Origin of the sequence: Pseudomonas sp. H1h, assembly GCF_000633255.1 — a bacterium.
Classification (GTDB): domain Bacteria; phylum Pseudomonadota; class Gammaproteobacteria; order Pseudomonadales; family Pseudomonadaceae; genus Aquipseudomonas.
In genome coordinates, this window is record NZ_AYMJ01000031.1 from 201,100 (window position 1) to 225,633 (window position 24,534).

The 24,534-nt window shown below is 58.0% G+C and carries 19 protein-coding genes; 11 read left to right on the forward strand and 8 right to left on the reverse strand.

Annotated elements, in window-relative coordinates; genetic code table 11:
* Positions 1-8 precede the first annotated feature (8 nt).
* Positions 9-695, forward strand: a complete 687-nt coding sequence (locus U862_RS0124875; protein ID WP_025112890.1) for a hypothetical protein — start codon at positions 9-11, stop codon at positions 693-695.
* 114 nt (positions 696-809) lie between these two features.
* Positions 810-1,946 carry a hypothetical protein gene (locus U862_RS0124880; protein WP_025112891.1) on the forward strand — a complete coding sequence of 379 codons (1,137 nt, stop codon included), beginning with the start codon at positions 810-812 and terminating at the stop codon, positions 1,944-1,946.
* Positions 1,947-1,949: 3 nt separating this feature from the next.
* Here the strand turns inward: U862_RS0124880 and U862_RS0124885 are convergent, their stop codons facing one another.
* The 7 genes from U862_RS0124885 to U862_RS0124915 all read right to left on the reverse strand — a co-directional run bounded on the left by U862_RS0124885 (position 1,950) and on the right by U862_RS0124915 (position 8,143).
* Complete coding sequence (locus U862_RS0124885) at positions 1,950-2,933, reverse strand: hypothetical protein (protein WP_025112892.1); 984 nt, start codon at positions 2,931-2,933, stop codon at positions 1,950-1,952.
* 179 nt (positions 2,934-3,112) lie between these two features.
* On the reverse strand, positions 3,113-3,346 hold the full coding sequence (locus U862_RS0124890) for a hypothetical protein (RefSeq protein WP_025112893.1): 234 nt from the start codon (positions 3,344-3,346) through the stop codon (positions 3,113-3,115).
* Positions 3,347-3,407: 61 nt separating this feature from the next.
* Positions 3,408-3,638 carry a hypothetical protein gene (locus tag U862_RS0124895; RefSeq protein WP_025112894.1) on the reverse strand — a complete coding sequence of 77 codons (231 nt, stop codon included), beginning with the start codon at positions 3,636-3,638 and terminating at the stop codon, positions 3,408-3,410.
* Entirely contained in the window at positions 3,635-4,837 is a 1,203-nt protein-coding gene (locus U862_RS0124900) for a colicin E3/pyocin S6 family cytotoxin (protein WP_049828048.1), read from the reverse strand. Before U862_RS0124900 ends, U862_RS0124895 begins: the two co-directional genes overlap by 4 nt.
* A gap of 177 nt (positions 4,838-5,014) precedes the next feature.
* Positions 5,015-5,728 carry an HNH endonuclease gene (locus U862_RS0124905; protein ID WP_025112896.1) on the reverse strand — a complete coding sequence of 238 codons (714 nt, stop codon included), beginning with the start codon at positions 5,726-5,728 and terminating at the stop codon, positions 5,015-5,017.
* A 339-nt stretch (positions 5,729-6,067) separates the two neighbouring features.
* Positions 6,068-7,318, reverse strand: a complete 1,251-nt coding sequence (locus U862_RS0124910) for a ribonucleotide-diphosphate reductase subunit beta (RefSeq protein WP_025112897.1) — start codon at positions 7,316-7,318, stop codon at positions 6,068-6,070.
* 564 nt (positions 7,319-7,882) lie between these two features.
* A complete protein-coding gene (locus tag U862_RS0124915) occupies positions 7,883-8,143 on the reverse strand; it encodes a DUF2790 domain-containing protein (RefSeq protein ID WP_025112898.1) in 261 nt (86 codons plus the stop codon).
* Positions 8,144-8,607: 464 nt separating this feature from the next.
* Between U862_RS0124915 and acs the strand changes: the two genes are divergently transcribed.
* The 7 genes from acs (at position 8,608) to argR (ending at position 16,700) form a co-directional block, all read left to right on the forward strand.
* Positions 8,608-10,563 (forward strand): acetate--CoA ligase, encoded by a 1,956-nt coding sequence (gene acs / locus U862_RS0124920; RefSeq protein WP_025112899.1) that lies wholly within the window; start codon positions 8,608-8,610, stop codon positions 10,561-10,563.
* Positions 10,564-11,290: 727 nt separating this feature from the next.
* Entirely contained in the window at positions 11,291-12,064 is a 774-nt protein-coding gene (locus U862_RS0124925; protein ID WP_025112900.1) for an ABC transporter substrate-binding protein, read from the forward strand.
* 91 nt (positions 12,065-12,155) lie between these two features.
* The gene (locus tag U862_RS0124930) at positions 12,156-12,845 is read left to right on the forward strand and encodes an ABC transporter permease (RefSeq protein ID WP_003227287.1); all 690 of its coding nucleotides are present in this window, start codon (positions 12,156-12,158) and stop codon (positions 12,843-12,845) included.
* The gene (locus tag U862_RS0124935) at positions 12,842-13,540 is read left to right on the forward strand and encodes an ABC transporter permease (RefSeq protein WP_003227285.1); all 699 of its coding nucleotides are present in this window, start codon (positions 12,842-12,844) and stop codon (positions 13,538-13,540) included. Before U862_RS0124930 ends, U862_RS0124935 begins: the two co-directional genes overlap by 4 nt.
* 1 nt (position 13,541) lies before the next feature.
* Positions 13,542-14,654 carry a M14 family metallopeptidase gene (locus U862_RS0124940; RefSeq protein ID WP_025112901.1) on the forward strand — a complete coding sequence of 371 codons (1,113 nt, stop codon included), beginning with the start codon at positions 13,542-13,544 and terminating at the stop codon, positions 14,652-14,654.
* A 31-nt stretch (positions 14,655-14,685) separates the two neighbouring features.
* On the forward strand, positions 14,686-15,450 hold the full coding sequence (locus U862_RS0124945) for an ABC transporter ATP-binding protein (RefSeq protein ID WP_003227281.1): 765 nt from the start codon (positions 14,686-14,688) through the stop codon (positions 15,448-15,450).
* 257 nt (positions 15,451-15,707) lie between these two features.
* A complete protein-coding gene (gene argR, locus U862_RS0124950) occupies positions 15,708-16,700 on the forward strand; it encodes a transcriptional regulator ArgR (RefSeq protein WP_025112902.1) in 993 nt (330 codons plus the stop codon).
* 12 nt (positions 16,701-16,712) lie between these two features.
* On the opposite strand, the gene U862_RS0124955 is transcribed toward argR, so the two are convergent.
* A complete protein-coding gene (locus tag U862_RS0124955) occupies positions 16,713-21,740 on the reverse strand; it encodes a dermonecrotic toxin domain-containing protein (protein ID WP_025112903.1) in 5,028 nt (1,675 codons plus the stop codon).
* A 310-nt stretch (positions 21,741-22,050) separates the two neighbouring features.
* On the opposite strand from U862_RS0124955, the gene U862_RS0124960 reads away from it, so the two are divergent.
* Positions 22,051-23,271, forward strand: a complete 1,221-nt coding sequence (locus U862_RS0124960) for an aspartate aminotransferase family protein (RefSeq protein ID WP_025112904.1) — start codon at positions 22,051-22,053, stop codon at positions 23,269-23,271.
* A 226-nt stretch (positions 23,272-23,497) separates the two neighbouring features.
* Positions 23,498-24,517, forward strand: coding sequence for an arginine/ornithine succinyltransferase subunit alpha (gene aruF / locus U862_RS0124965; protein WP_025112905.1), 1,020 nt, complete (start codon positions 23,498-23,500; stop codon positions 24,515-24,517).
* Positions 24,518-24,534: the final 17 nt, after the last annotated feature.

Consider the following 24,534-nt stretch of genomic DNA (forward strand, 5'->3'; position numbering starts at 1 on the left):
GAACCCAGATGTTGGTCTTCAATTGTACCGAGGCCGCCAGTAAGTTCTTTAGCCATGTGCATAAAGGCAAAAAGCTCACGCCGGTGGATCCTGAACCACCGTCATCAGTTATTGAGGATGATGAGCACGCCCCTTTCGTCGAGCAGTGGCTGGTACACGCCATAACCGTGCAGCGTAAGCATGTACTGTTCGTCATCCACGTGGAAACTCGTTATTGCATGATCTTTGCCGATGCCAAGAAGGCTGACACTGAAGGTTTTGTTGCCTGGTTTGCTGACCGTTGGCGTGAAGGATTAATGCGCGATGCGATCAATCACGACCTCATGAACTGGGTCGATGCCGGCATCATGCCGCAGCGAGTGGAGGAGGCCCGTCGCGAACACAGGTTTTATCGACGTAGCCATCGCAGTGCGCAAAAACACATCGATGAGATTGCCTGGTTTTTTCAGGATTGTGCAGCGGAGTGGGGGTGTTTACCGCAGGGCGAACGGGCCGCCATTGGCTTCGATGCGCAGATGAACGACACGCCCAGAAGTAAAGGCCAAAAAGAGTGTTTCTGGCCGGATAAAGAAATGATTGCTCACTGGTTGCGTCAGTATTGCTCAGTGGATGAAGCAGACATTCGCGCCGCTTTAAAACGGCGCAGAAAGGCGAAACAGGAGATTAGTGCTTTTGAAGAATCGCTGCAGCGCTGAAATTTTTGGTCGCACTCGATTCCTGAGAAAGTCCCCGCCATAATCCGCCGCGAAACTGACCTGCGCCGATCTATACATAACGGCGCAACCTCCGACTCACTCAGGGATCGATCCATGCTCAAGGGACTGCTGCGCCTGGCGCCATACGCTGCGGCGCTGTTTACACTGATTTCCACCGCCCATGCCGAAGATGGCCGGCGCGTGTTCACCGGTACGTTGGGCACGATGCCGATTGTGCTGGAGCTCAACACCACGCAGCAGGACGAAGTCACCGGCCGCTACTTCTATGAGAAGTATCACCGCGACCTGGAACTCAGCGGCTCGCGGCAAGACAGCACGTTGAACCTTGTTGAAGGTAACAACCGTTATGGCGATGACAAGCCGCTGCCGACTTTGAAGCTTAAGTCCACTGCCAACGGTTGGCAGGGCGAATGGCAAAACCCCAAGGGCAAGAAGCTGCCGGTCCAGCTGACCGAGGCGAAACTTCCTGCACCGACCGCAACGACGCTGCCCTTTATTGCCACTTTGCCGAAGGACGATCCCTACGAGTATTTGCGCTTACAGGGGCTCAAGTTAAAACCGGAGAAGAAAGAAAACTTCATGGGCTACGACCTGCAATGGTGGACGGAGCCTGAGTCGAAGATTTCGCTGTTCAGTGTCGAGTCCGGCTACACGAAAGAAGAGCAGCGGCGCATCAACAACCACTTGCTCGGACGACTCTGGACGGAGGTTATCGACTATCACCGCTGCATGATGGATGGTGGGGAATACGCCGAGTTCGATCAAGGTGCCGCCCCTGAGTTTCTCTCGCCCGACGTGGTCAGCCTGGACATCTCCACCGGTTACAGCTGCGGCGGTGCCCATCCGGACTTCGGCAGCTCGCCGATCAACCTGGATGTCCACACTGGCGAGTTGTTGAAACTAAAGGATGTACTGTGGATTGGTGAACCCAATAGCGCGGCCACCGAATACGATCAGATGAAAGTCATGGCGCCGTGGCTGGTCAAACAGTTCACCACGCTGTACCCCGAAGAAATGAAGAAGCCCGCCGAAGACGACGGCAGTTGCGATTACACCGATGAAAGCGTCTGGGGTTATTCCAACTGGCACTTCACGCCGAAGGGCATTTACCTGGGGGCTTACTTCGCCCGTTACCAACGCAACTGCGACGACCCCGATTGGTCGGTGCTGCCGTATTCGCTGGTCAACCAGCACCGTGGAGAAGCGAAACTGCAATTGCCCAAAGGCTAAGCGTCACGCCAACCCCGGCGCTTCCCGCACAATGAAGTGATCCAGGTTCTCGATGTTGGCACTGAACACCCCGAACGTCTGTTCGGGGTTCTTCTTGCTCGGCACCTGCTTCAACTCCGGCGTCACGCCATAGAAGAAACAGAACAACTCCTTGTCACTGTCGATCGCGTGCTTGATCTCTTCCAGAAACGCTTTGCGCTTGCGGTAGTTGTCGATCAACTTCTTGCTCAAGTAAACGTTCACCGAATACGGCTTCTTCTTCGCCTCATCCGCCTGCTTGAACCAGACCTTCTGCTCGAAATCAATGCGAAAACTCTGGGTGTAATCCTTGATCTCCTTGATCTTGCCCCAGTAAATCAGCCCCTTGTTGTCCGTCAGATACTCGATCTTCTTGAAGAACGAACCATAAGGCGCCGTGTGCTCGCCGATCTTCAGCGGCATACGCTTGAGCAACTCCTTGTCGGCGAAGTTCGACACAAAACACTCCACCGGATGCGCAAACACACTGGTCTTGTCCGGCGCCGTCTCACGCCCCGGCGACTCCTTGGAACTCACCTGCGCCACCCGCACCGGATCATCCCGCAACACATCCGCCGCCCCCGCAGGCGCAGCAGGCTTGCGCACATACTCACGCCGCGCCAGCAACAACTCTGACGGGAAATGCTCCTCCCGCCCGTCATCCACCTCACCCTCCGCCGCCTCAATCCCTGACGCGGAAGTCTTCAAACTCACATATGGACAACCCGCCACATGTTGCGTACCGGGCAAGTTCTTGAAGTGCGGCGTGCGCACGTAATTCACATTCTTGGCGTTGAACGTGCCCAACTCATTGGAAGCTTCGAACGCTGAGCGACAGGCATCGTTGGGGCACTGGAAGTGTTCCTTCGCAGAGTCGAAGGCCACCGTCTCATCGAAATTGAGATCGCGAACGTCATAGATCGACAACTTGTCGTCGAGGCTGAGGCAGTAGGCGAGATCGAATTTCATGGTGGGGCTCGGATCCTTGAGTGGGGGAGGGGTATTAATAGCGGGAGGCGGGGCGGGTTGCACTGATTGTTTTCAGGATGATGCAAAACCTGTAGGAGCCAGCCTGCTGGCGATTGGTGGCGTCAACTCAATCGTTGATCCCGGCAGCAACCTCGCATGACGGTATAGATGACTACATTTCAATTTCCGTAGCTAGCCAGTTGGTAATCGTATTGAGGGTCGTAGAAGGATCTTCCGGTTAACGTTTCCAATTGTGCTAGCTGCTGATAATCAAGATCGTAACCGTAGAGTTCGTCTTCTGCGTCATTCCATTTCATGATGACTTGCAGCTGCTCGATATCCTCTGCCGAGATAGGCACCTCGAAAACCAGAGATTGGGTTGATCGATCAAACGCATAAATCACATGAGTCATGGTTCTATCCTTCTCTTTGGAGAGGCCGGTTTGTTCTGCTCACCGGTGTAAGAACCATCCTTTACACATTGCAGCTGAGCTGGAATTTATATGCAGGGTTATAAATTTCTTTCCCCAGTAGTTTTTCCAGGGCTCCAAGCTGTTCGTGTGAGAGATCGTATCCCTCCCAACCTTCCTGCTCCACCGTCCATCCCATGATGGTTTTTATAGCCTGATCTGAGGCACTTGGGAGTTCCTCTTCAAAAGCCAGGAAACCACTTTCTTTATCAAATGCCTCGATTAGATAGATCATGGTTCTACTGTCCTCGTGCCGTCCGCTGGTTTGGTTTGCGCACCAGTTCCTGGGTCATACTCGCCGAGATGGCGACCTCGTTTGTCATACATCTCGACAGTCCCGTGTTGTGAGTCCCATTCAAAAATCACTCCTTTACTGGTTTTCCACCGCTTTCTAAGCCCGCCGCCTCCTTTAACGGAAGTCTTACGATCTGTCTTGAGCGCATCCGGGAACGCTGCAAGTCCGGTCGGTGCCGGATGATATTTGTGATCAGAAACACTCACCACAATATAAACCGGCCTTACCCCCGAACTCTCCGGAAACACCAGGATGAAATCCTTGTACTCCGGCGGATAAACCGGATTCACAAGGATGTCGTTCGCCGCTTTCGTTGGTGGGTAAACCCAGATATGTGGTGCCCGCGGGGCGGCTTCGAGAGCAGGAATGCCGAGAATGTCGGAGCCGTCTACGGCGGGTGTCCAGATCAGCTCGACGCCTTCACCCAGATTCGCGACGTACTGGCTGTCGCGGGCTTCCAGTTTCACGACATCGACCATTTCCCAGTCGCGATGCTTGCCGGTGTAGAAGGCATAACCTTTGAGAGCACCGTCGGTTTGTTGCTCGATACGCAGGCGAACACGGGTGCGGGCTTGCTTGAGGGCGCGCAATTGTTCCTCGGTGTAGAGAGCGCTGTCACCCAGGCTGGGCGTCCAGAGCAAAGCGACCATGCCGGTCATGAGTGCGGCACCGGTAGCGCCGATGGTGGCACCTAGACCTAGTGTTGGCGTGACGAGTGTCGGGCTTCGAAGAGCAAGGCGCCCGAGGCCGAGTGAAACGGTATTGCCGCTGATGGTTTGCAGGTTCCGCAGCCCGGCGTCATCGATCTCACGGGTACCGAGCAAAGCGAATTCGCCGTAATCCCTCAGGCTGTCGGTCGGCACCATCCCGGAGGGATTCGAGTAATCAATGATCGCGTCCGGCAGCTTGCAAGACTTCGCGAACACGCATCCGGCCCGAACCGCCTCGTCTTTTATGACAGCGATCTGCCGGCTGCGCTCAAACGCATCCTGCCGGGCCAGCATGGCCTCATAAGCGCTTTGCCTGGCTTCGCGCTCGGCCAGTTCGGTCGTGTTCATGAATCGGTAGGTAACGTGATGCCCGTCGCCTGAAGGTGGGTTCCTGACCCGGGGAATATCCGTTTGCCAGCCACTGATCATCCTTTCGTTCATTTTTCGGTCGCACCGGAAAGAAGCCGGGCGACGTTAACGAACGTGATGCATTGAGGCTATAGGACGGGTCTTGGATAAGGTTAGGAGTTTTCGCTGTTTGATTTGGGTGTCAGTGCAGAGTCTATTGGACGGCGAGCTTTCTCGGCACGTGTTTGATGCAATCCACTATTCAGGCCTCAACCGCTCGACTCTTTTATAAAACTCAGCGGTGAACTCTTTTTTGTCGCTGGAATGATGGCAACGGCGATGGCAGTTCGGACACAGCGCAACCGTGTTGCATATGCGGTCGGTTCCGCCATCAATAAGGTGCTTAACGTGATGGACTTCGAGAAAGGGACGGCCGTTTGCGCTAGTGAATGGTGCGGTTTGGCCGCAGCCTTCACAAATGCCTTGGGAGTGCTTGAGTACCCATTTTTTTACGCTCTGGGCGCGGGCAAGTCTCACGACAGTGGAGGTCGTCTCTTGAGGGTTTAGAACACCCACGGGCGCTTTATATTGCTGAGGTGCAGTGACCTCGACCAACTGAAGCGGAGTAAATGTAATGCCCCGCTGTTCGCCTTGTCGTAATGCCTCGATGCCCTTCTTCGCGAGGATTTCCTTGATTCGTTTACTAACGCCAGAGCCAAGGTTCTTTGCCGAAACGTAGCCAGTAATTCGCTGCAGCCCCAATTGCTCCATCACCGCAGAGATGTTCTGCATGCGGTACTCGACGGAGGAGGCACTGCGTCTGCTGAGTGGACCTTCACGCAAAAGACGGTTTTCGTCTGCCTTTTTGAATGGCTGATTTTGCTGCTCCAGAGCCAACATCTTCAGATAAGCGTCTACCGAAGCCTCTAGCTCCTCATCGCTCCAGCCAGTCTTTTCTTTCGAGGTATCCATACAGTCGCCGAGAGTTGAAAACCCTCGGACGATACTGAGTGGCCATTACTGCTGTCTACGAAAATTCCTACAGAAAGAAGCGACTAATCTCGCGCGCTCCTACAAACCTGACCAAGCTTTCTATGTTGGGCGTTTATTAGGCACCTGCAATAGAGCTTAGTAGGCTCGTAGCAGGCTTCAATGGAAGCGGCTGTAAGTGCTGAAGAGGATTGAACGCTGTGACGTGACGTAAAAAGGGTTACCAATCGATCATAAAAAAGCCCCGATAAAATCGGGGCTTTTTACTTTCTCGATTCGCCGACTCAGGTAGCAATCGTCAAATCGTTGTGAGCGAGACTATTAGTCCCAGCTCAACGCACCACCAGTCTGATACTCAATAACCCGCGTCTCAAAGAAATTCTTCTCTTTCTTCAAGTCCATAATCTCGCTCATCCAAGGGAACGGGTTAGTCGTCCCTGGATACTCTTCCTTCAAACCGATCTGGCTCAGACGACGGTTAGCGATGAACTTCAGGTAGTCCTCCATCATCGCCGCGTTCATGCCCAATACCCCACGAGGCATGGTGTCACGCGCGTATTCAATCTCCAGCTGCGTACCCTGCAGGATCATCTGGGTCGCTTCTTCCTTCATCTCGGCATCCCACAAGTGTGGGTTTTCGATTTTGATCTGGTTGATCACGTCGATGCCGAAGTTCAGGTGCATGGATTCGTCGCGCAGGATGTATTGGAACTGCTCGGCGACGCCGGTCATTTTGTTGCGACGGCCCATGGAGAGGATCTGGGTGAAGCCGCAGTAGAAGAAGATGCCTTCCAGAACGCAGTAGTAGGCGATCAGGTTGCGCAGCAGTTCTTTGTCGGTTTCGACGGTGCCGGTTTCGAACTTCGGATCGGAGATCGAGCGGGTGTATTTCAGGCCCCAGGTGGCTTTTTTCGCGACCGATGGGATCTCGTGGTACATGTTGAAGATTTCGCCTTCATCCATGGCCAGCGATTCGATGCAGTATTGGTAGGCGTGGGTGTGGATCGCCTCTTCGAAGGCCTGGCGCAGGATGTACTGGCGGCATTCCGGGTTGGTGATCAGGCGGTACACGGCCAGGACCAGGTTGTTGGCAACCAGGGAGTCGGCGGTGGAGAAGAAGCCGAGGTTGCGCATGACGATGCGGCGCTCGTCGTCGGTCAGGCCTTCCGGGTCTTTCCAGAGGGCGATGTCGGCGGTCATGTTGACTTCTTGCGGCATCCAGTGGTTTGCGCAACCGTCCAGATACTTCTGCCAGGCCCAGTCGTACTTGAATGGCACGAGTTGGTTGAGGTCGGCGCGGCAGTTGATCATGCGCTTTTCGTCAACGGCGACACGGGCGGAGGCGCCTTCGAGTTCGGCGAGGCCTTCGGCGACGTCGAGAGTGTTCAGTGCAGCCTTGGCGCGGGCCACGGCGGCCGAGTCAGATGCGGTGACGGCGCGGGCTTCCAGCGCTGCGGCGCCGCCGGCGTTGTCCAGGCGGTCCATGTTGGCTTCAGTAGCGTGGCCGGCGTTGGCGCCTTTCACTGCTGCTACTTCACTGTCTTCTTTGTCGAATTCGTCCCAGCTCAGCATGACGTGTCGTCTCCTGCGTGAGGGCCTGTCGCCCCGTGTGAAACCTGATTGGATGGTTTTTCACACGGTCGTACAGACCGCGTTGGATCTTAAGGAATCGTTTTTTGCAGCAGCTAAGGCAGGCAATAAAACAGAATTTTGTACGGGTTTCCGAGAGCCTCTGACGGGCGCAGATCAGCGTTGACGCTGCTGCGGGGCTTCAGAATGGCTTTGATCCCTGTAAGGGAATATTGCTGACCCGATTAGGGCGGCATTATAGGGAAAAAAACACGGGCGTGGGGGAGGGCGAAACACCGCAGGGCGTTCGATCGGCCGGGTGATTTCGATCGGAGCGAGGGTTTACAGGGCTTTCGCTGGGGTTGGCCCGCGAGAATTTTTTTTCATTAATTTTTTTGCGAGGCTTTGGTTGCTCAAGAAATGAGCAAAAAACCGGGTTTTTCACTATATCTTGTGTTTTGCAACCCTTTTGAGCGACTCAAGACACAACTGAGCCCGACCGAAGCCGGGCTGGAATCGACCCTCAAATGAGGCGCTGAGTGATCCGATTCGGTGCAGTCTCAATCATCAATTAGTGCAGCCGTTACCCATGACGCTGTAACGCAGGATGTGGCGCTGACCCTTGGAATCGTCGTATTCCATTTTCATCGGAACAACTTCGCAGACGTTTGGAACTTCGCTCATGGAAACGACGTTGGCGATGTCCAGGTGGGTCGAGTAAGTGTATTCCTCGATAGCCGGTTGTTGCTGTGCGACATCAGTCGGGACCTCGTCTGCCATGGCGGTTACGCACAGACTGCTGAGGGCCAGAACCAATAAAGCTTTCATTTCAAATTTACCTTTTTGAGGTCGAGTGGGGTCACGCAACCTTTTTAGGGTTGCGTGTGGAACTTCTTCGTTTGCAGTTATTACTTGAGAGCTGGATTAACGGCCTTCGTGGGGGCTGTAACGTTGTTAATCGGTTTGCCTTGTCGGCGATGCGGATTTTAGGGAGGTGGGGTGGGGGTAAACAGAGCGGGTTTTGATAAACACCTTTGGCAGATTTGGTAACAATCCCTTGAGATGGAGATTGATAACCGGGTGTTTTGTCTGTGGGGCCGAGTTGTCTGAATCGCTTGCAGGCAAGCTCCCACAGGGGGTCTGTGGTGTTTGGGGGATCGGCTTAAGGCCTGGGTGCGGGGTAGGTGGATATTTTGTAGGGGCTTGTTACTACCATCGTCGAATGGTTCTATGGGGCCGGCCCGGCTACAACGGGGTCATACAAAAACAACTATTCCACCGAGGTAAGAAAGATGAGTGCGGCTTCTCTGTATCCCGTTCGTCCCGAGGTTCTGGCCAATACGCTGACTGACGAGGCGACCTACAAAGCCATGTACCAGCAGTCGGTTGTCAACCCTGACGGCTTCTGGCGCGAGCAAGCCAAGCGCCTCGACTGGATCAAGCCTTTCACCACGGTGAAGCAGACTTCCTTCGACGATCACCATGTCGACATCAAATGGTTCGCCGACGGCACTCTGAACGTTTCCTACAACTGCCTCGACCGTCATCTGGCCGAGCGCGGCGATCAAGTCGCGATCATCTGGGAAGGCGACGACCCGGCTGACAGCCGCAACATCACCTACCGCGAACTGCACGAACAAGTCTGCAAACTGGCCAACGCCTTGCGTGGCCAGGATGTGCACCGTGGCGATGTGGTGACTATCTATATGCCGATGATCCCCGAAGCCGTGGTCGCCATGCTGGCCTGCACCCGGATCGGCGCGATTCACTCGGTGGTGTTCGGCGGCTTCTCGCCGGAAGCCTTGGCGGGTCGGATCATCGACTGCAAATCGAAAGTGGTGATCACCGCTGACGAAGGCGTGCGCGCCGGCAAGAAGATCCCGCTGAAGGCCAACGTCGACGACGCGCTGACCAACCCGGAAACCAGCAGCATTCAGAAAGTCATCGTGTGCAAACGCACCGGCGGCGACATCAAGTGGAACCAGCATCGCGACATCTGGTACGAAGACCTGATGAAAGTGGCGGGCACCGTGTGTGCACCGAAAGAGATGGGCGCTGAAGAAGCGTTGTTCATCCTCTATACCTCCGGCTCTACCGGCAAGCCGAAGGGCGTGCAGCACACCACCGGCGGTTATCTGCTGTATGCGGCGATGACCCACGAGCGCGTGTTCGACTACCGCCCGGGCGAAATCTACTGGTGCACCGCCGACGTCGGCTGGGTCACCGGCCACAGCTACATCGTCTACGGCCCGCTGGCCAACGGTGCGACCACCGTGCTGTTCGAAGGCGTGCCGAACTATCCGGACATCACCCGGGTGGCGAAGATTGTCGACAAGCACAAGGTCAACATTCTCTACACCGCACCGACCGCAATCCGCGCGATGATGGCCTCGGGGCAAGCCGCCGTTGAGGGTGCCGATGGCAGCAGCCTGCGTCTGCTCGGTTCGGTGGGTGAGCCGATCAATCCGGAAGCCTGGGACTGGTACTACAAAAATGTCGGCAAATCGCGTTGCCCGATCGTCGACACCTGGTGGCAGACCGAGACCGGCGGCAACATGATGAGCCCGTTGCCGGGTGCTCACGCGCTCAAGCCCGGTTCGGCAGCGCGCCCGTTCTTTGGTGTGGTGCCGGCGCTGGTCGACAACCTCGGCAACATCATCGAGGGCGAGGCTGAAGGCAATCTGGTGATTCTCGATTCGTGGCCAGGGCAGGCGCGTACGCTGTATGGCGACCACGACCGCTTCGTCGATACCTACTTCAAGACCTTCCGCGGCATGTACTTCACCGGTGACGGTGCGCGTCGTGACGCTGATGGTTACTACTGGATCACCGGGCGCGTGGACGACGTGCTCAACGTCTCCGGCCACCGTATGGGGACCGCCGAGATCGAAAGCGCGATGGTCGCCCACCCGAAAGTCGCCGAAGCGGCGGTGGTCGGTGTGCCGCACGACATCAAGGGGCAGGGCATTTATGTCTACGTCACTCTGAAAAACGGCGAAGAGCCGAGCGAGCAACTGCGCCTGGAGCTGAAGAACTGGGTGCGCAAAGAGATCGGCCCGATTGCTTCGCCGGACGTGATTCAGTGGGCGCCGGGATTGCCGAAGACCCGTTCGGGCAAGATCATGCGCCGGATTCTGCGCAAGATTGCTACCGCTGAATATGAGGGGTTGGGCGATATCTCCACCCTGGCGGATCCGGGTGTGGTGCAGCATTTGATTGATACGCACAAGACGATGAATGTGGCTTGAGTAGAGCGTCTGAAAAGAAGAAAGCCCCGTCCGGTGTATGCCGGGTGGGGCTTTTTTGTATCTGGAGTTTTTGTGGTGGCTGGGCTGGCCTCTTCGCGAGCAAGCCCGCTCCCACAGTTTGACTGAGTACCTTCAGACAAAATGCAGACCCCTGTGGGAGCGGGCTTGCTCGCGAAGGCGATCTGTCAGGCGCCGGTGCAGTCCGCTGTCGGAATCCAAACCGACCCAACCAATAATTATCGATTTCTCGCGCAAGGCCTTTCCCGCTGTTACCCGCCCTCATCCGAGTAACCAAATGTGTAACCGCCCGCCCCGCGGCGGGGCGAAGGGAAACGCAACGCCCCGTTTTAGAGCCTCAAAACCCCCGGTGAAAAATAAGACACAACGCTGCGCTTGCCGGATTAGAAGGGTTTGCGAATAATAGGCCCGCAATTTGCAGCATAGATCGGTTCACTGTCTTTCGCTCTTGCATGAATTTGCAAGGCTGTCAATGTGCTCAAGCGGGTTTCTCTGTGCATCTGTAATTAGTTGTCGCATTGAAGAAATATCGGCTTCGGGCCTGTCGTTAGAATGCCGATCACTCGCTCATCGTGGCTGACGTTGAAACCCCTGGTGGTTTCAATGGGAAATTTCCCACCGATGCTGCGCCGCTTTCCCGATTCACCCATTCGCATATTGGGCTGTCGCTCACTCTGCCGTTTTTGCCCTTTACCGATGGAGTCCCAAGATGAAGAAACTTGTGCTGCTTGGCGCCCTGGCACTGTCCGTGCTGTCGCTGAATTCCTTCGCTGATGAAAAACCTCTGAAGATCGGTATCGAAGCGGCTTACCCTCCGTTCGCTTCCAAAGCGCCGGATGGCAGCATCGTCGGTTTCGACTACGACATCGGCAACGCCCTGTGCGAGCAGATGCAGGTCAAGTGCGTGTGGGTCGAGCAAGAGTTCGATGGTCTGATCCCGGCACTCAAAGTGCGCAAGATCGACGCGATCCTGTCGTCCATGTCGATCACTGAAGACCGCAAGAAGTCCGTGGACTTCACCAACAAGTACTACAACACCCCGGCCCGTCTGGTCATGAAGCAAGGCACTGTTGTCAGCGACAACCTGTCTGAGCTCAAGGGCAAGAACATCGGCGTGCAACGTGGTTCGATCCACGAGCGCTTCGCCCGCGAAGTCCTGGCCCCGCTGGGTGCCGAGATCAAGCCGTACGGCTCGCAGAACGAAATCTACCTCGACGTGGCCGCCGGTCGCCTCGACGGTACCGTGGCTGACGCCACCCTGCTGCAGGACGGCTTCCTGAACACTGATTCCGGCAAAGGCTTCGCCTTCGTGGGTCCGCAGTTCACCGACGTCAAATACTTCGGCGACGGCGTAGGCATCGCTGTGCGCAAAGGCGACGCGCTGAAAGACAAGATCAACTCCGCCATCGCGGCCATCCGCGAAAACGGCAAATACAAAGCTATCCAGGACAAATACTTCGCCTTCGATATCTACGGCAAGTAACACGTCTCTGCGACAAGTCAGAAATGGCGCAAGCAACAGGATCTCTGCGGTTTGCGCCATTTTTTCATCCCAACTTTCGAGGACCTGAATCATGTTGAAAGGCTACGGGGCTGTCATCCTCGATGGCGCATGGCTGACGCTTCAGCTCGCCTTGTCGTCCATGGCCCTGGCCATCGTTCTCGGGCTGATCGGGGTCGCGTTGCGCCTGTCGCCGATTCGTTGGCTGGCGTGGCTGGGCGATCTGTACTCCACGGTGATCCGCGGGATTCCCGACCTGGTGTTGATCCTGCTGATCTTCTACGGCGGTCAGGACTTGCTCAACCGTGTTGCCCCGATGCTCGGCTATGACGACTACATCGACCTGAACCCGCTGGCCGCCGGTATCGGCACCCTCGGTTTCATCTTCGGTGCGTACCTGTCGGAAACCTTCCGTGGCGCCTTCATGGCGATTCCTAAAGGTCAGGCCGAAGCCGGCATGGCGTACGGCATGAGCAGTTTTCAGGTGTTCTTCCGGGTGATGGTGCCGCAGATGATTCGCCTGGCGATTCCCGGCTTCACCAACAACTGGCTGGTGCTGACCAAGGCCACCGCGTTGATTTCGGTGGTCGGTCTGCAAGACATGATGTTCAAGGCCAAGCAGGCGGCGGATGCCACTCGCGAGCCTTTCACCTTCTTCCTCGCAGTGGCGGCGATGTACCTGGTGATCACCAGCGTCTCGTTGCTGGCGCTGCGTCACCTTGAGAAGCGCTACTCGGTAGGCGTAAGGGCGGCTGATCTATGATCTTCGACTACAACGTCATTTGGGAGGCCATGCCGCTGTACCTCGGCGGGCTGCTGACCACCCTCAAACTGCTCGCGCTGTCGCTGTTGTTCGGTCTGCTGGCGGCACTGCCGCTGGGCCTGATGCGCGTCTCCAAGAACCCGATCGTCAACGGCGCCGCCTGGCTCTACACCTACGTGATCCGCGGCACGCCAATGCTGGTGCAGCTGTTTTTGATCTACTACGGTCTGGCCCAGTTCGAAGCGGTACGTGAAAGCTTCTTGTGGCCGTGGCTGTCCAGCGCAACGTTCTGTGCGTGCCTGGCATTCGCGATCAACACCAGCGCCTACACCGCCGAAATCATCGCCGGTAGCCTCAAGGCCACGCCAAACGGCGAGATCGAAGCGGCCAAGGCCATGGGCATGTCGCGCTTCAAACTGTACAAGCGCATCCTGCTGCCATCGGCCCTGCGCCGTGCACTGCCGCAGTACAGCAACGAAGTGATCATGATGCTGCAGACCACCAGTCTGGCGTCCATCGTGACCCTGATCGACATTACCGGCGCGGCCCGCACCGTCAACGCGCAGTATTACCTGCCGTTCGAGGCGTACATCACCGCCGGCGTGTTCTACCTGTGCCTGACCTTCATTCTGGTGAAGCTGTTCAAGCTGGCCGAGCGTCGCTGGCTGAGCTACCTGGCCCCGCGGAAGCACTGATATGGAACGCATCGACCACGTATTGCCGTGGAGCCACTTGGGCAGCGAGCGCAAGATCTCGGTGTTTCGGTTCGGTAGCGGCGAGCGCAAGGCTTACATTCAAGCCAGCCTGCACGCTGACGAATTGCCCGGCATGCGCACCGCCTGGGAGCTGAAGAAGCGTCTTGGCGAACTCGAAGCCCAAGGCCTGCTCAACGGGGTGATCGAGCTGGTGCCGGTTGCCAACCCGCTGGGCCTCGGCCAATTGCTGCAAGGCAATCATCAGGGGCGTTTCGAGGCGGGCAGCGGCAAGAATTTCAACCGCGATTTCGTCGAGCTGAGCGCGCCGGTTGCGGCGGCATTGGCCGACAGCCTCGGTGACGATCCGCACGCCAATATTCGCCTGATCCGTCAGGCGATGGCTGATCACCTGACGGCATTGCCCGAGGCGAGCAGCCAGTTGCAAGGCATGCAGCGCGTGCTGCTGAGTCACGCCTGCACCGCTGACGTGGTGCTCGATCTGCATTGCGACGCCGAGGCTGCGCTGCACATGTACGCGCTGCCGCAGCACTGGCCGCAGTGGCGTTCGCTGGCCGCGCACCTGAACGTGAAGGTCGGTTTGCTGGCGGAAGATTCCGGTGGCAGCTCCTTCGATGAAGCGTGCTCGTTGCCGTGGCTGCGCCTGTCGCGGCAGTTCCCGGACGCGCAGATTCCGCTGGCGTGCCTGGCGACCACCATCGAGCTGGGCGGTCAGGCCAATACCGACCGCGCGGACGCGGTGGCGTGGGCCGAAGGCATTCTGGCGTTCCTTGCCGAGCAGGGCCTGATCACTGGCGAGTGGCCGAAACCGGCACATGAAGCCTGTGAAGGCATGCCGTTCGAGGGCACTCAATTGCTGTTGGCTCCGCACCCCGGTGTGGTGAGCTTTTTGCGTAAACCCGGCGAGTGGGTCGAAGCCGGTGATGAGATTTTCGAAGTGATCGATCCTGTGTCCGATCGGGTCAGCACGGTGTGTGCTGGTACCTCCGGGGTGCTGTTTGCCATTGAACGGCTGCGCTATGCCCAACCCGGTTTCTGGCTGGCCAAGGTGGCGGGGCGCGAAGCGCTGCGTCACGGGCGCTTGCTCAACGACTGACTGACTGACTGTTTTTGTGAGAACCGACCGCATGTACAAACTTGAAGTCCAAGACCTGCATAAACGCTATGGCAGTCACGAAGTGCTCAAGGGCGTGTCCCTGAAAGCGGCAGCCGGCGATGTGATCAGCATCATCGGCTCCAGTGGCTCCGGCAAAAGTACTTTCCTGCGCTGCATCAACCTGCTCGAGCAGCCGCACGCGGGCAAGATCCTGCTCAACAACGAAGAGCTGAAACTGGTGGCGAACAAGGACGGCGCGCTGAAAGCTGCTGATCCGAAGCAGCTGCAACGCATGCGTTCGCGCCTGTCGATGGTGTTCCAGCACTTCAACCTGTGGTCGCACATGACTGCGCTGGAAAACATCATGGAAGCGCCGGTCCACGTACTCGGCGTGTCCAAGGCCGAAGCGCGCGAGAAGGCCGAGCACTACCTGAACAAGGTCGGCGTGGCGCATCGCAAAGACGCGTTCCCGGGGCACATGTCCGGTGGCGAGCAGCAGCGTGTGGCGATTGCCCGTGCGCTGGCGATGGAGCCGGAAGTGATGCTGTTCGACGAACCGACTTCGGCCCTCGATCCGGAACTGGTCGGCGACGTGCTTAAAGTGATGCAAGCGCTGGCTCAGGAAGGTCGCACCATGGTGGTGGTGACGCACGAAATGGGCTTCGCCCGTGAAGTGTCGAACCAGTTGGTGTTCCTGCACAAAGGTGTCGTGGAAGAAAGCGGCAACCCGCGCGAAGTGCTGGTCAATCCGCAATCGGAGCGTTTGCAGCAGTTCCTGTCGGGCAGCCTTAAGTAAATACTGCCGTTGTGCACCAAATTAGGTCATGCTTCGCGACCTGGAAACTGGCTGATATCCCCTGTGGGAGCGAGCCTGCTCGCGAAAGCGGTGGTTCAGATAGCAGTAATGTTGACTGACACACAGCCTTCGCGAGCAGGCTCGCTCCCACATTTAGATCTCTGCTGGATCTAGGTTGGTTTCAAGATTTGTGTCCATTTCCGGGCTAGCATTGGCCCATGCCTTCATCACCGTTCTTCGTTTCGGATTGCCCGCCCATGACTGCCCATCGAATTGGTTTCCTGATTTGGCCCAGCACTAAAGCTCTGACGCTGGCGCTGGCGGAGGAGGCCTTGCGCGTTGCTCAGCGGGTACACCCGGAGGTGGTTTACGAACTGTCGTTTCTGCAGGCCGAAGCCGTGACAGAAACGGCGGCCGCAGGTGCCTGGCAACTGCCCGGCGAGGCCTGGGCCGGCAAGCTGGAAAACTTCCAGAAACTGTTCCTGCTCGCTGACGAGCCGCCGACCACCCTGGCCCCGGCGCTCAGCAGCGCGCTCAAGCAACTGGTGCGTGCCGGTTGCGTGATCGGTGGTTTGTCGGCCGGTGTCTATCCGCTGGCGCAACTCGGTTTGCTCGATGGCTATCGCGCTGCCGTGCACTGGCGCTGGCAGGACGATTTCGCCGAACGTTTCCCGAAAGTCATTGCCACCAGCCATCTGTTCGACTGGGATCGCGATCGCCTGACCGCGTGTGGCGGCATGTCGGTCCTCGACCTGCTGCTGGCGGTGCTGGCCCGTGATCACGGCGCGGAACTGGCCGGTGCAGTCTCCGAAGAACTGGTGGTCGAGCGCATTCGCGAGGGGGGCGAGCGTCAGCGCATTCCGCTGCAGAACCGCCTCGGCTCCAGCCATCCGAAGCTCACCCAGGCGGTGTTGCTGATGGAAGCCAACATCGAAGAGCCGCTGACCACCGACGAAATCGCCCAGCACGTGTGCGTGTCCCGTCGCCAGCTGGAGCGGATCTTCAAGCAATACCTCAACCGTGTGCCGAGCCAGTACTACCTGGAACTGCGCCTGAACAAGGCCCGGCAGATGTTGATGCAAACCAGCAAGTCGATCATCCAGATCGGCCTGTCCTGCGGTTTCTCTTCGGGGCCGCATTTCTCCAGCGCCTACCGCAACTTCTTCGGCGCCACGCCGCGCGAAGATCGCAATCAGCGGCGCAGCAGCAGCCCGTTCGAGTTGTCCTCTGTCCCTCCCGAGCGCGGCTGAGCCTGACGCGAATCACTCGTCGACTTCAGAGTCCTCGGAAGTCGACACCTCCATTTCTGCACTATCGATCACCGCAATCACACCAAAGTCGATATTGGTCCGCCGGAAGTAGGCGATCAGCCGCTGCACGCTTTCCTCGTCAAGCGGATTGTCCCGCAGATTGATTTTTCCGGCGAACTCTAGAGGCAATTCCAGAATGTCGCTGGGGATATGGGCAATGGCATTGTCGTTCAGGTTAGCGACTCTCAGATTTTTGAGCTGTAGCAGGCCGTGGGGCAGTTCACTGATGTCGGTGCTGTCCAGCAGCAGCACGGTGAGATCGGTCATTTGGCTGACGTCCGGCGTTCGCCCCAGCGGGTTGTCGCTCAAATCCAGCAGGTCGAGGCGCTCCATTTGCGCGAGTTCGAGGGCGGTTTGCTCGGTCAGGGTGATGTGGCAGTCTGAAAGTGCCAGGTGTGTCAGGTCAGCCATTCGGAAAATCGCTTCGGGTATGTCGTCGAGCCGGTATTCGTAAATCGTCAGGTGCCTGAGGTTGGGGAAGCGCTCCAGAAATCTCGTGGCTCCCGTGGTCCGGCCTCGTCGGCTCCTCATGTACAGATGCGTGACATGAGCAAAGTCGGCAGGCAATTCGGGCAACTCGCCTGTAATGCCTGCCGACAGATTCAACTCGTAGATGGGCGGCTGCGGCGGATCGATATCTTCGGGATCGCTTTCCCGGCGCCAGCACTGTTCCAGACGGTTTCTAAATTCATCCCGGATCAAATGTTCGTTCGACAGTTGGTGCGGGGTAAAGGGCTGGCCGCTAATCGGATGTATGGCGGGAACATCCGCGGTCCAGGCTGCAAGGCTGTCTCTGAGGGCGCTGTATTCGTTTTCCAGGCGGGTGATTTCAACCTTGCCGTCGGCCAATGTCCCGGGTAACAGATAAACGAACTCACTGGCCTGCTCTCGATCCATTTGTGTGTAGAGCGTTTGCACGCGAAGGAGGTCATCCTGGTCGGCCAGAACTCCAAAATCATGACGAGTCCGGGCGAAATGGCTTTTGATCCGTTCGTGGTCTGATGCGGTAATCGGATTGCCCCCCAGATCAATGCCCTCGGTGATGCTGCCGGGAAGTTCGAACAGTGTGGGGGGGAGTACCTCGAAGCGGTTGTCATTGAGCAGCGCCGTTCGAATGCGAGGGTGATTCAGCAAGCCGCTCGGGAATTCGGAAATCCCCGTTGCCGAGACGTCGACGTAATCGAGCCGCGGCATGCGTTCGAGTCGCGGCATCAAACCGAGCGGATTCTTGTACAGGTCCAGCGTCGTCAGTTGATCTAGTGCAGACAGTTTCATCAGGCTTTCGGCGGTGAGGGTGATTGCGCAGTCGCTCAGAATCAGTTCGCTGAGTCGTGGTGACTGGTCGATGGCTTCGGGCAAGAAACCCAGGTTGAAGGTACGCAAATCGAGGTGGCGCAGACCAGAAAAGTGCTTCAAGAACTCATGCACGCCTCGCGTTTCGCTATGGCCACCCATCATCAGGGAGTCCACCCGGGTGAAGTTGATGCTCAGTCGGGGTAATTCGCCGAGTATCGGTCGCCAGAACCTGAACTCGATCGTGTTTTCAGGGTTGTCCGGATAGGTTGCTTGCTGCCTCCAGCAATCGTATATCTCCCGGCGCAGATACCGACGATTTTGTCTCTGGATCGCGAACTGTTCGGTGGTAAGTCTGATAAGGGTATTGGGGTCGATCTCTGGAATATCGTCAGTCCAGGGATTCAAAATGCTGCCGAGCTGGTCGTGCTCGGCAAACAGTCGGCTCAGTTCTGCCCGTGGTCCGTCCGGATGGCGTTGCAGTTTTTCGACAAAGGCGAGCAGTTCTTCAGCGGACAGCTGGGGGAACAGCCGTTGCGCATGAAACTGCAATTGAGGCGTGTTCACGGGGATATGGCGATAGCCATCGGTGCCGCCCAGCAAGCGCATGAAGGTGGGGTCGTAAGCAGGTTTGAGGTTTGGATGTTGCGCCAGCAACGAACGCAGGTCGTCGCGGTTCAAGGCGTGGTCGCGAATCCGCTGCTTGAGTGTCTGTTCTTCGCCTATGCGCATGTTCAAGGCCTGCCGCTCGGCGTCCGGCAGTGCCCGTAGAAGGCTGGGGTAAAGCCCGCCCGCACTGCTGAGCTCCTGCCCTGCATGGTCGAACGCCTGATATTCACCCAGCTCGGTCAGGACCAATACCTTGCAGGTCGGGGCATTTTTCGGGCCGATGCTGTCGAGTAGTGGTCCTTCATGGGCGTAATGCCGGATCTCCAGTCGCAGATGTTCCGGCCAGCCGGGCAATCGTGGTAGTGAGTGCAGAGCCAGCCGTTCCGTGTCGCGGTTGCCGGCGCTCGACTGCAGCTCCAGTCCTTCATAGGCGCGGGCCATGCGCACTTGCATTCTGGCTTCCTGGATCATTTCGGCCAGGCGTCTGGACGGCTTGGAGCGTTGCAGTTGTTGCCGCTCCTGAGCGCTGGTCGAGTCGAGGATCGCTTCGGCGACGCTGATCGGAAGGCTGCGATCGCCGCCCATGATTTCTCGTACCAGCGAGTCGGCGCCACGTTCGAATTTGCGATAGCGCTCATCGAATAATGACGCTCTCTTGCGCTCGGCAAGCTCTGCCAGTGTGCGACGCAGGGTGCGGGTTCGGGTTTCAAGCGCGAGAGAGGGATGGCCGAACGCTTCGCCGGACATCGCTCTGATTTCAGGGTCCGAGAGTGCCAGAAGAAAGGTTTTGAGCAGGTCGCCCTGGTGCAGTTGAGTGGTGTCGAGCCGTATGCCCGGTGCGTCGCGTAGATGACTTTGCCAAAGGATGTGCGCCTTGCCGTCGGTCAACTGCAGGTTTTTGTTTTCCGGCCAATAGCCGTTTTCCTTGAGTATCTGGAGTTGCAGGACCGGGTCGGCTTTCAGGTAGTCATCCGTCATTTCGCTGCCGATCTGCTCAATGAAGGTCTGAATGTCGCGGTCGATCTTGAAGCGCTTGAGTGTGTCGGCCAGTAGCGGTGGTACCTGCTCGGCGTTCACATGCATTTTGCGCAGAGCGTTGGCGTCACAGCCGCTGATGGTGAGCATGCGCTCGCGTTCACTGGCCGAAAAACGCTCCATGTCCGGCCCCATACGGCGCAGCGCGGTGGCTTGATCCCAGCTCAGCGGCTGGTCGAGTTCGGTTAGCCAGGCCCCGGCGCCGTTGGTTTCGAGCAGTGGTTTGTACGCATCGGGTCGGCTGGGATGATCAATACGGTGCTGGCTGGTGACGGTATCTTTGCTGACGACATAGCACTTGTTGTCCAGTACCAGCAGGGTTTTGCCTTGGTGTGAGTGCAGGCCGAGTGTGTCGGGCTTTGACTCGCCGGGGCGTTCGAGAACGGAGTAGGGGCTCAGGTCGGGTTTCCAGTAACGGGTTTTGCCACTCGGTCGCTTCACCCGATTGAAGCGGTCAATGAACTGAACGATTTCCCGAGGCAGCAGTGCGCGAAACTCACCCGCCGCAATGACCCCGCCTGCTGCGAAGGTGCCCAGTTGCACCGCCGATTGAACCACTTCCATGAAATGTCCGAAGGCCGTTTTGGCCTCCCCCTCCGCCCAGTCAATGATGCCTTCGAAGGTTTCATCGAGCAGTTGGTAGGCCATGTAACCCAGCATCAATTCCCCCAGAAAGGGCACGAACGGCAGGGCGATGAACGCGGCGATGTTCAGGAGTGTGGAGGCGATTTCGCTGAACGAGTCCCAAAGTGACCAACGGGCTCGCTGGTCGACCGTGGCGGTGGGCACAGCGATCACCCGCGCATCGTTGAGGATCTTGTTCAGCTTGCTTTGATAGAGGTGTGTCCATAACTCGCCAGTGATGGCCGCCGACCTCAAATGCAGGCCGGGTCGCCGATTGGGTTGTTCTCGCCAGGTCGGACGGGGATCACCTCGCTGCACGGGCTGCCAGGTGATGGGCGCGAGCTGATCATTCAACTGGGCAAAGAAGTGGCCGCGCTCCTGATGGTCAATGAAGCGGCTGAAAAAAGCCTGATAGTCAGGATCGTGCAATCGTCGGCCAAGCTCCTCGGCGAAAGCGGCAGACGAGGGGTATTGTTTGATCGGGTGTGCCGGGTCGTCAGGCAGGTAGACCACCACACTGACGACCTCTCGGACCTGTTCCGGCTCCGGTGCAAACATCAGGATGCCGGTCAGGCGGGCATTCATGAGGGTCAGCTCACGACAGCCCCAGTTTTGCCCGCGCAAACGCAGATGCGGCAGATTGTCGAGCAGGCCGAGAATCAGTTGGTGGGCATCGCCGGCCAACAAATTCTGCATGTGCGCCATGTGCAACGCTGCCGTCAGCGCAGCTCGCTGGCTGTCTTTGAGGGCAGGCTGCAGGAGGGCTGCCGTCACCGGATTGCTGATGCCCAGATTGTCTTCCAGATACTCTTTATAGCGCTGGCCAATGTCCAGTTCCCGGCACAGGCGGGTGAATGTCGCAATGGGCATTTTCTGCAGGATCTGCGGCAGCGTATCGAACTGTCCGGTGGGGGAGGCGGGGGTGGTGTAGGTCGAGGCGGGTTCGAACGCATCCTGTTCGGTTTCGCTGTTTTCAAAGTTGTGCAGCGCTGCGTCCAGCAGCGAGAGGGTCCAGATGCGCGCCGCCCCCGATTTCATTCGCAACCAGGGGACATGATCAGGCAGATAGAGGCGCAGGCAGGTTTGGCGAACGTCCAGTTCCAGGCCGCAGCGCGTTTTTATCAAGGCTTGCAGCAGTGGCTCGGCGAAGTCGGCAGGATTGCGCAGGTTTGCCAGGAGTCGATCCGTTCGGTTCTGGCTCAAGGCATGCGCTGTGACAAGGGTGTTCAGCGCCGCGAGTTGATGGGGTGGGGCATGCCTGAGTGTCGCCGGCAATGTTGGCGTCACCTTGCTCAGTTCGGCGCGTCGGTGGGGAAGGGCTTGGCGAAGCCAGGGCGCAATCGCACTGTGCAAATGCTGATAATGGCTATCCGGCCGGAAAACGTCGGGGATGTCTGTGGTAGTCGGTTCGGTATTCATGCGTACAAATTTGTCGTCGTGTTTGAAAGGCCTCTAGCAGAACCCGCGATCAACGACGAAGTGCGGTACATATATACCGCACCCCGTAAATCGACATGAGTTACAAAGGAACAGGTCTGCCGCAATCCCTTGCCGCCAGTTAAACTGCGCCTTTGCGACGCTATATGTCGCATTGCCGTAAACCCGGGAAAATCCGGGGTTTGCGCTATAAGAAGTTGTCGCTTGGCGGCAAGGCCGGGCTGAAAACTGTCCTTACAATCCCCCCATCGCTCGCCAGTTTCAGGCGGGTGGCCCTCATCAGGAGACTCCGATGTCCGTTGAGCACGCTGCGGTACAACGCGCCGATTTCGACCAGGTAATGGTTCCCAACTACGCGCCTGCCGCTTTCATTCCGGTGCGTGGCGCCGGTTCCCGCGTCTGGGACCAGGCCGGCCGCGAGCTGATCGACTTCGCCGGCGGCATCGCCGTCAACGTATTGGGCCACGCGCATCCGGCGCTGGTCGGTGCGCTGACCGAGCAAGCGAACAAGCTGTGGCACGTCTCCAACGTGTTCACCAACGAGCCGGCCCTGCGTCTGGCACACAAGCTGATCGACGCCACGTTCGCCGAGCGCGTGTTCTTCTGCAACTCCGGCGCCGAAGCCAACGAGGCCGCTTTCAAGCTGGCCCGTCGCGTGGCGTTTGATCGTTTCGGCAGCGAGAAGTACGAAATCATCGCCGCGCTCAACAGCTTCCACGGCCGGACCCTGTTCACTGTCAACGTCGGTGGCCAGTCGAAGTACTCCGACGGTTTCGGCCCGAAAATCACCGGCATCACCCACGTGCCTTACAACGACCTGGCTGCGCTGAAAGCTGCCGTTTCCGACAAAACCTGCGCGGTCGTGCTGGAACCGATCCAGGGTGAGGGCGGTGTGCTGCCGGCCGAACTGGCTTACCTGCAAGGTGCCCGTGAACTGTGCGACGCGCACAACGCGCTGCTGGTGTTCGACGAAGTGCAAACCGGCATGGGCCGTACCGGCAATCTGTTCGCCTACCAGCATTACGGTGTGACCCCGGACATCCTGACCAGCGCCAAGAGCCTGGGCGGTGGTTTCCCGATCGCCGCAATGCTGACCACCGAAGCGCTGGCCAAGCATCTGGTCGTCGGCACCCACGGCACCACTTACGGCGGCAACCCGCTGGCGTGCGCAGTAGCCGAAGCGGTGATCGACGTGATCAACACCCCTGAGGTGCTGAACGGCGTCAACGCCAAGCACGACAAGTTCAAGACCCGCCTGCAGCAGATTGGCGAGAAGTACGGCCTGTTCACTCAGGTGCGTGGCCTCGGTCTGTTGATCGGTTGCGTGCTGAGCGACGCCTGGAAAGGCAAGGCCAAGGACATCTTCAACGCCGCTGAAAAAGAAGGCCTGATGATTCTGCAGGCTGGCCCGGACGTGATCCGTTTCGCCCCGAGCCTGGTGGTGGAAGACGCCGATATCGATGCTGGTCTGGACCGCTTCGAACGCGCTGCAGCAAAACTGACGCAAGCCTGATAGACCTTTCGACGCCTGAGGATTTCGGGCGTCGATCAAAATTTTAATGCCGGGCTGGATTAAATGTGGGAGCGGGCTTGCTCGCGAAAGCGGTGGGTCAGACAGCGGAAATGTTGACTGATACAGCGCTTTCGCGAGCAAGCCCGCTCCCACACTGATCTCTGTTCAAGCAGCGCGAGCCCGGCTATTTCTTCAGTAAATTTTTATAAGAGAAAGGAGTGACACCATGCTGGTGATGCGCCCTGCGCAAATGGCTGATCTGGGCGAGGTACAGCGTCTGGCTGCGGACAGTCCGATTGGTGTCACTTCCTTGCCGGATGACGTGGAACGTCTGAGCGACAAGATCGCCGCGAGCGAAGCCTCGTTTGCCGCCGAAGTGAGCTTCAACGGTGAAGAGAGCTACTTCTTCGTCCTTGAAGACACTGCCACCGGCAAGCTGGTGGGCTGCTCGGCCATTGTCGCCTCGGCCGGCTACTCGGAGCCGTTTTACAGTTTCCGCAACGAGACCTTCGTTCACGCCTCCCGCGAGTTGAAGATTCACAACAAGATCCACGTGCTCTCGCAGTGCCACGACCTGACCGGCAACAGTTTGCTGACCAGTTTCTACGTGCAGCGCGAGCTGGTGGGGTCGCCTTGGGCCGAGCTCAATTCCCGTGGTCGCTTGCTGTTCGTCGCCAGTCACCCGGAGCGTTTCGCTGATTCGGTGGTGACCGAGATCGTCGGCTACAGCGACGAGAACGGCGACTCGCCATTCTGGGATGCGATCGGCCGCAACTTCTTCGACCTCAACTACGCCGAGGCCGAGCGCCTGTGTGGCCTGAAGAGCCGCACGTTTCTCGCCGAACTGATGCCGCATTACCCGATCTACGTGCCGCTGCTGCCGGACTCCGCTCAGGAAGCGATGGGCCAGGTACACCCGCGTGCGCAGATCACCTTCGACATTCTGATGCGCGAAGGCTTCGAGACCGATCACTACATCGATATTTTCGACGGTGGCCCGACCCTGCACGCACGCGTTTCGGGGATCCGTTCGATCGCCCAGAGCCGTGTCGTGCCGGTGAAGATCGGCGAGCCGGTCAAAGGCGCCGGGCGCCAGTACCTGGTGGCCAACGCGCAGTTGCAGGATTACCGCGCGGTGTTGCTGGAGCTGGACTACGCGCCGGGTAAACCGGTGACCCTTGATCTGGAAGCAGCCGAAGCCCTGGGCGTCGGTGAAGGTGCCAGCGTGCGCCTGGTGGCGGTTTAACGCCTTAGCGAGTTTCA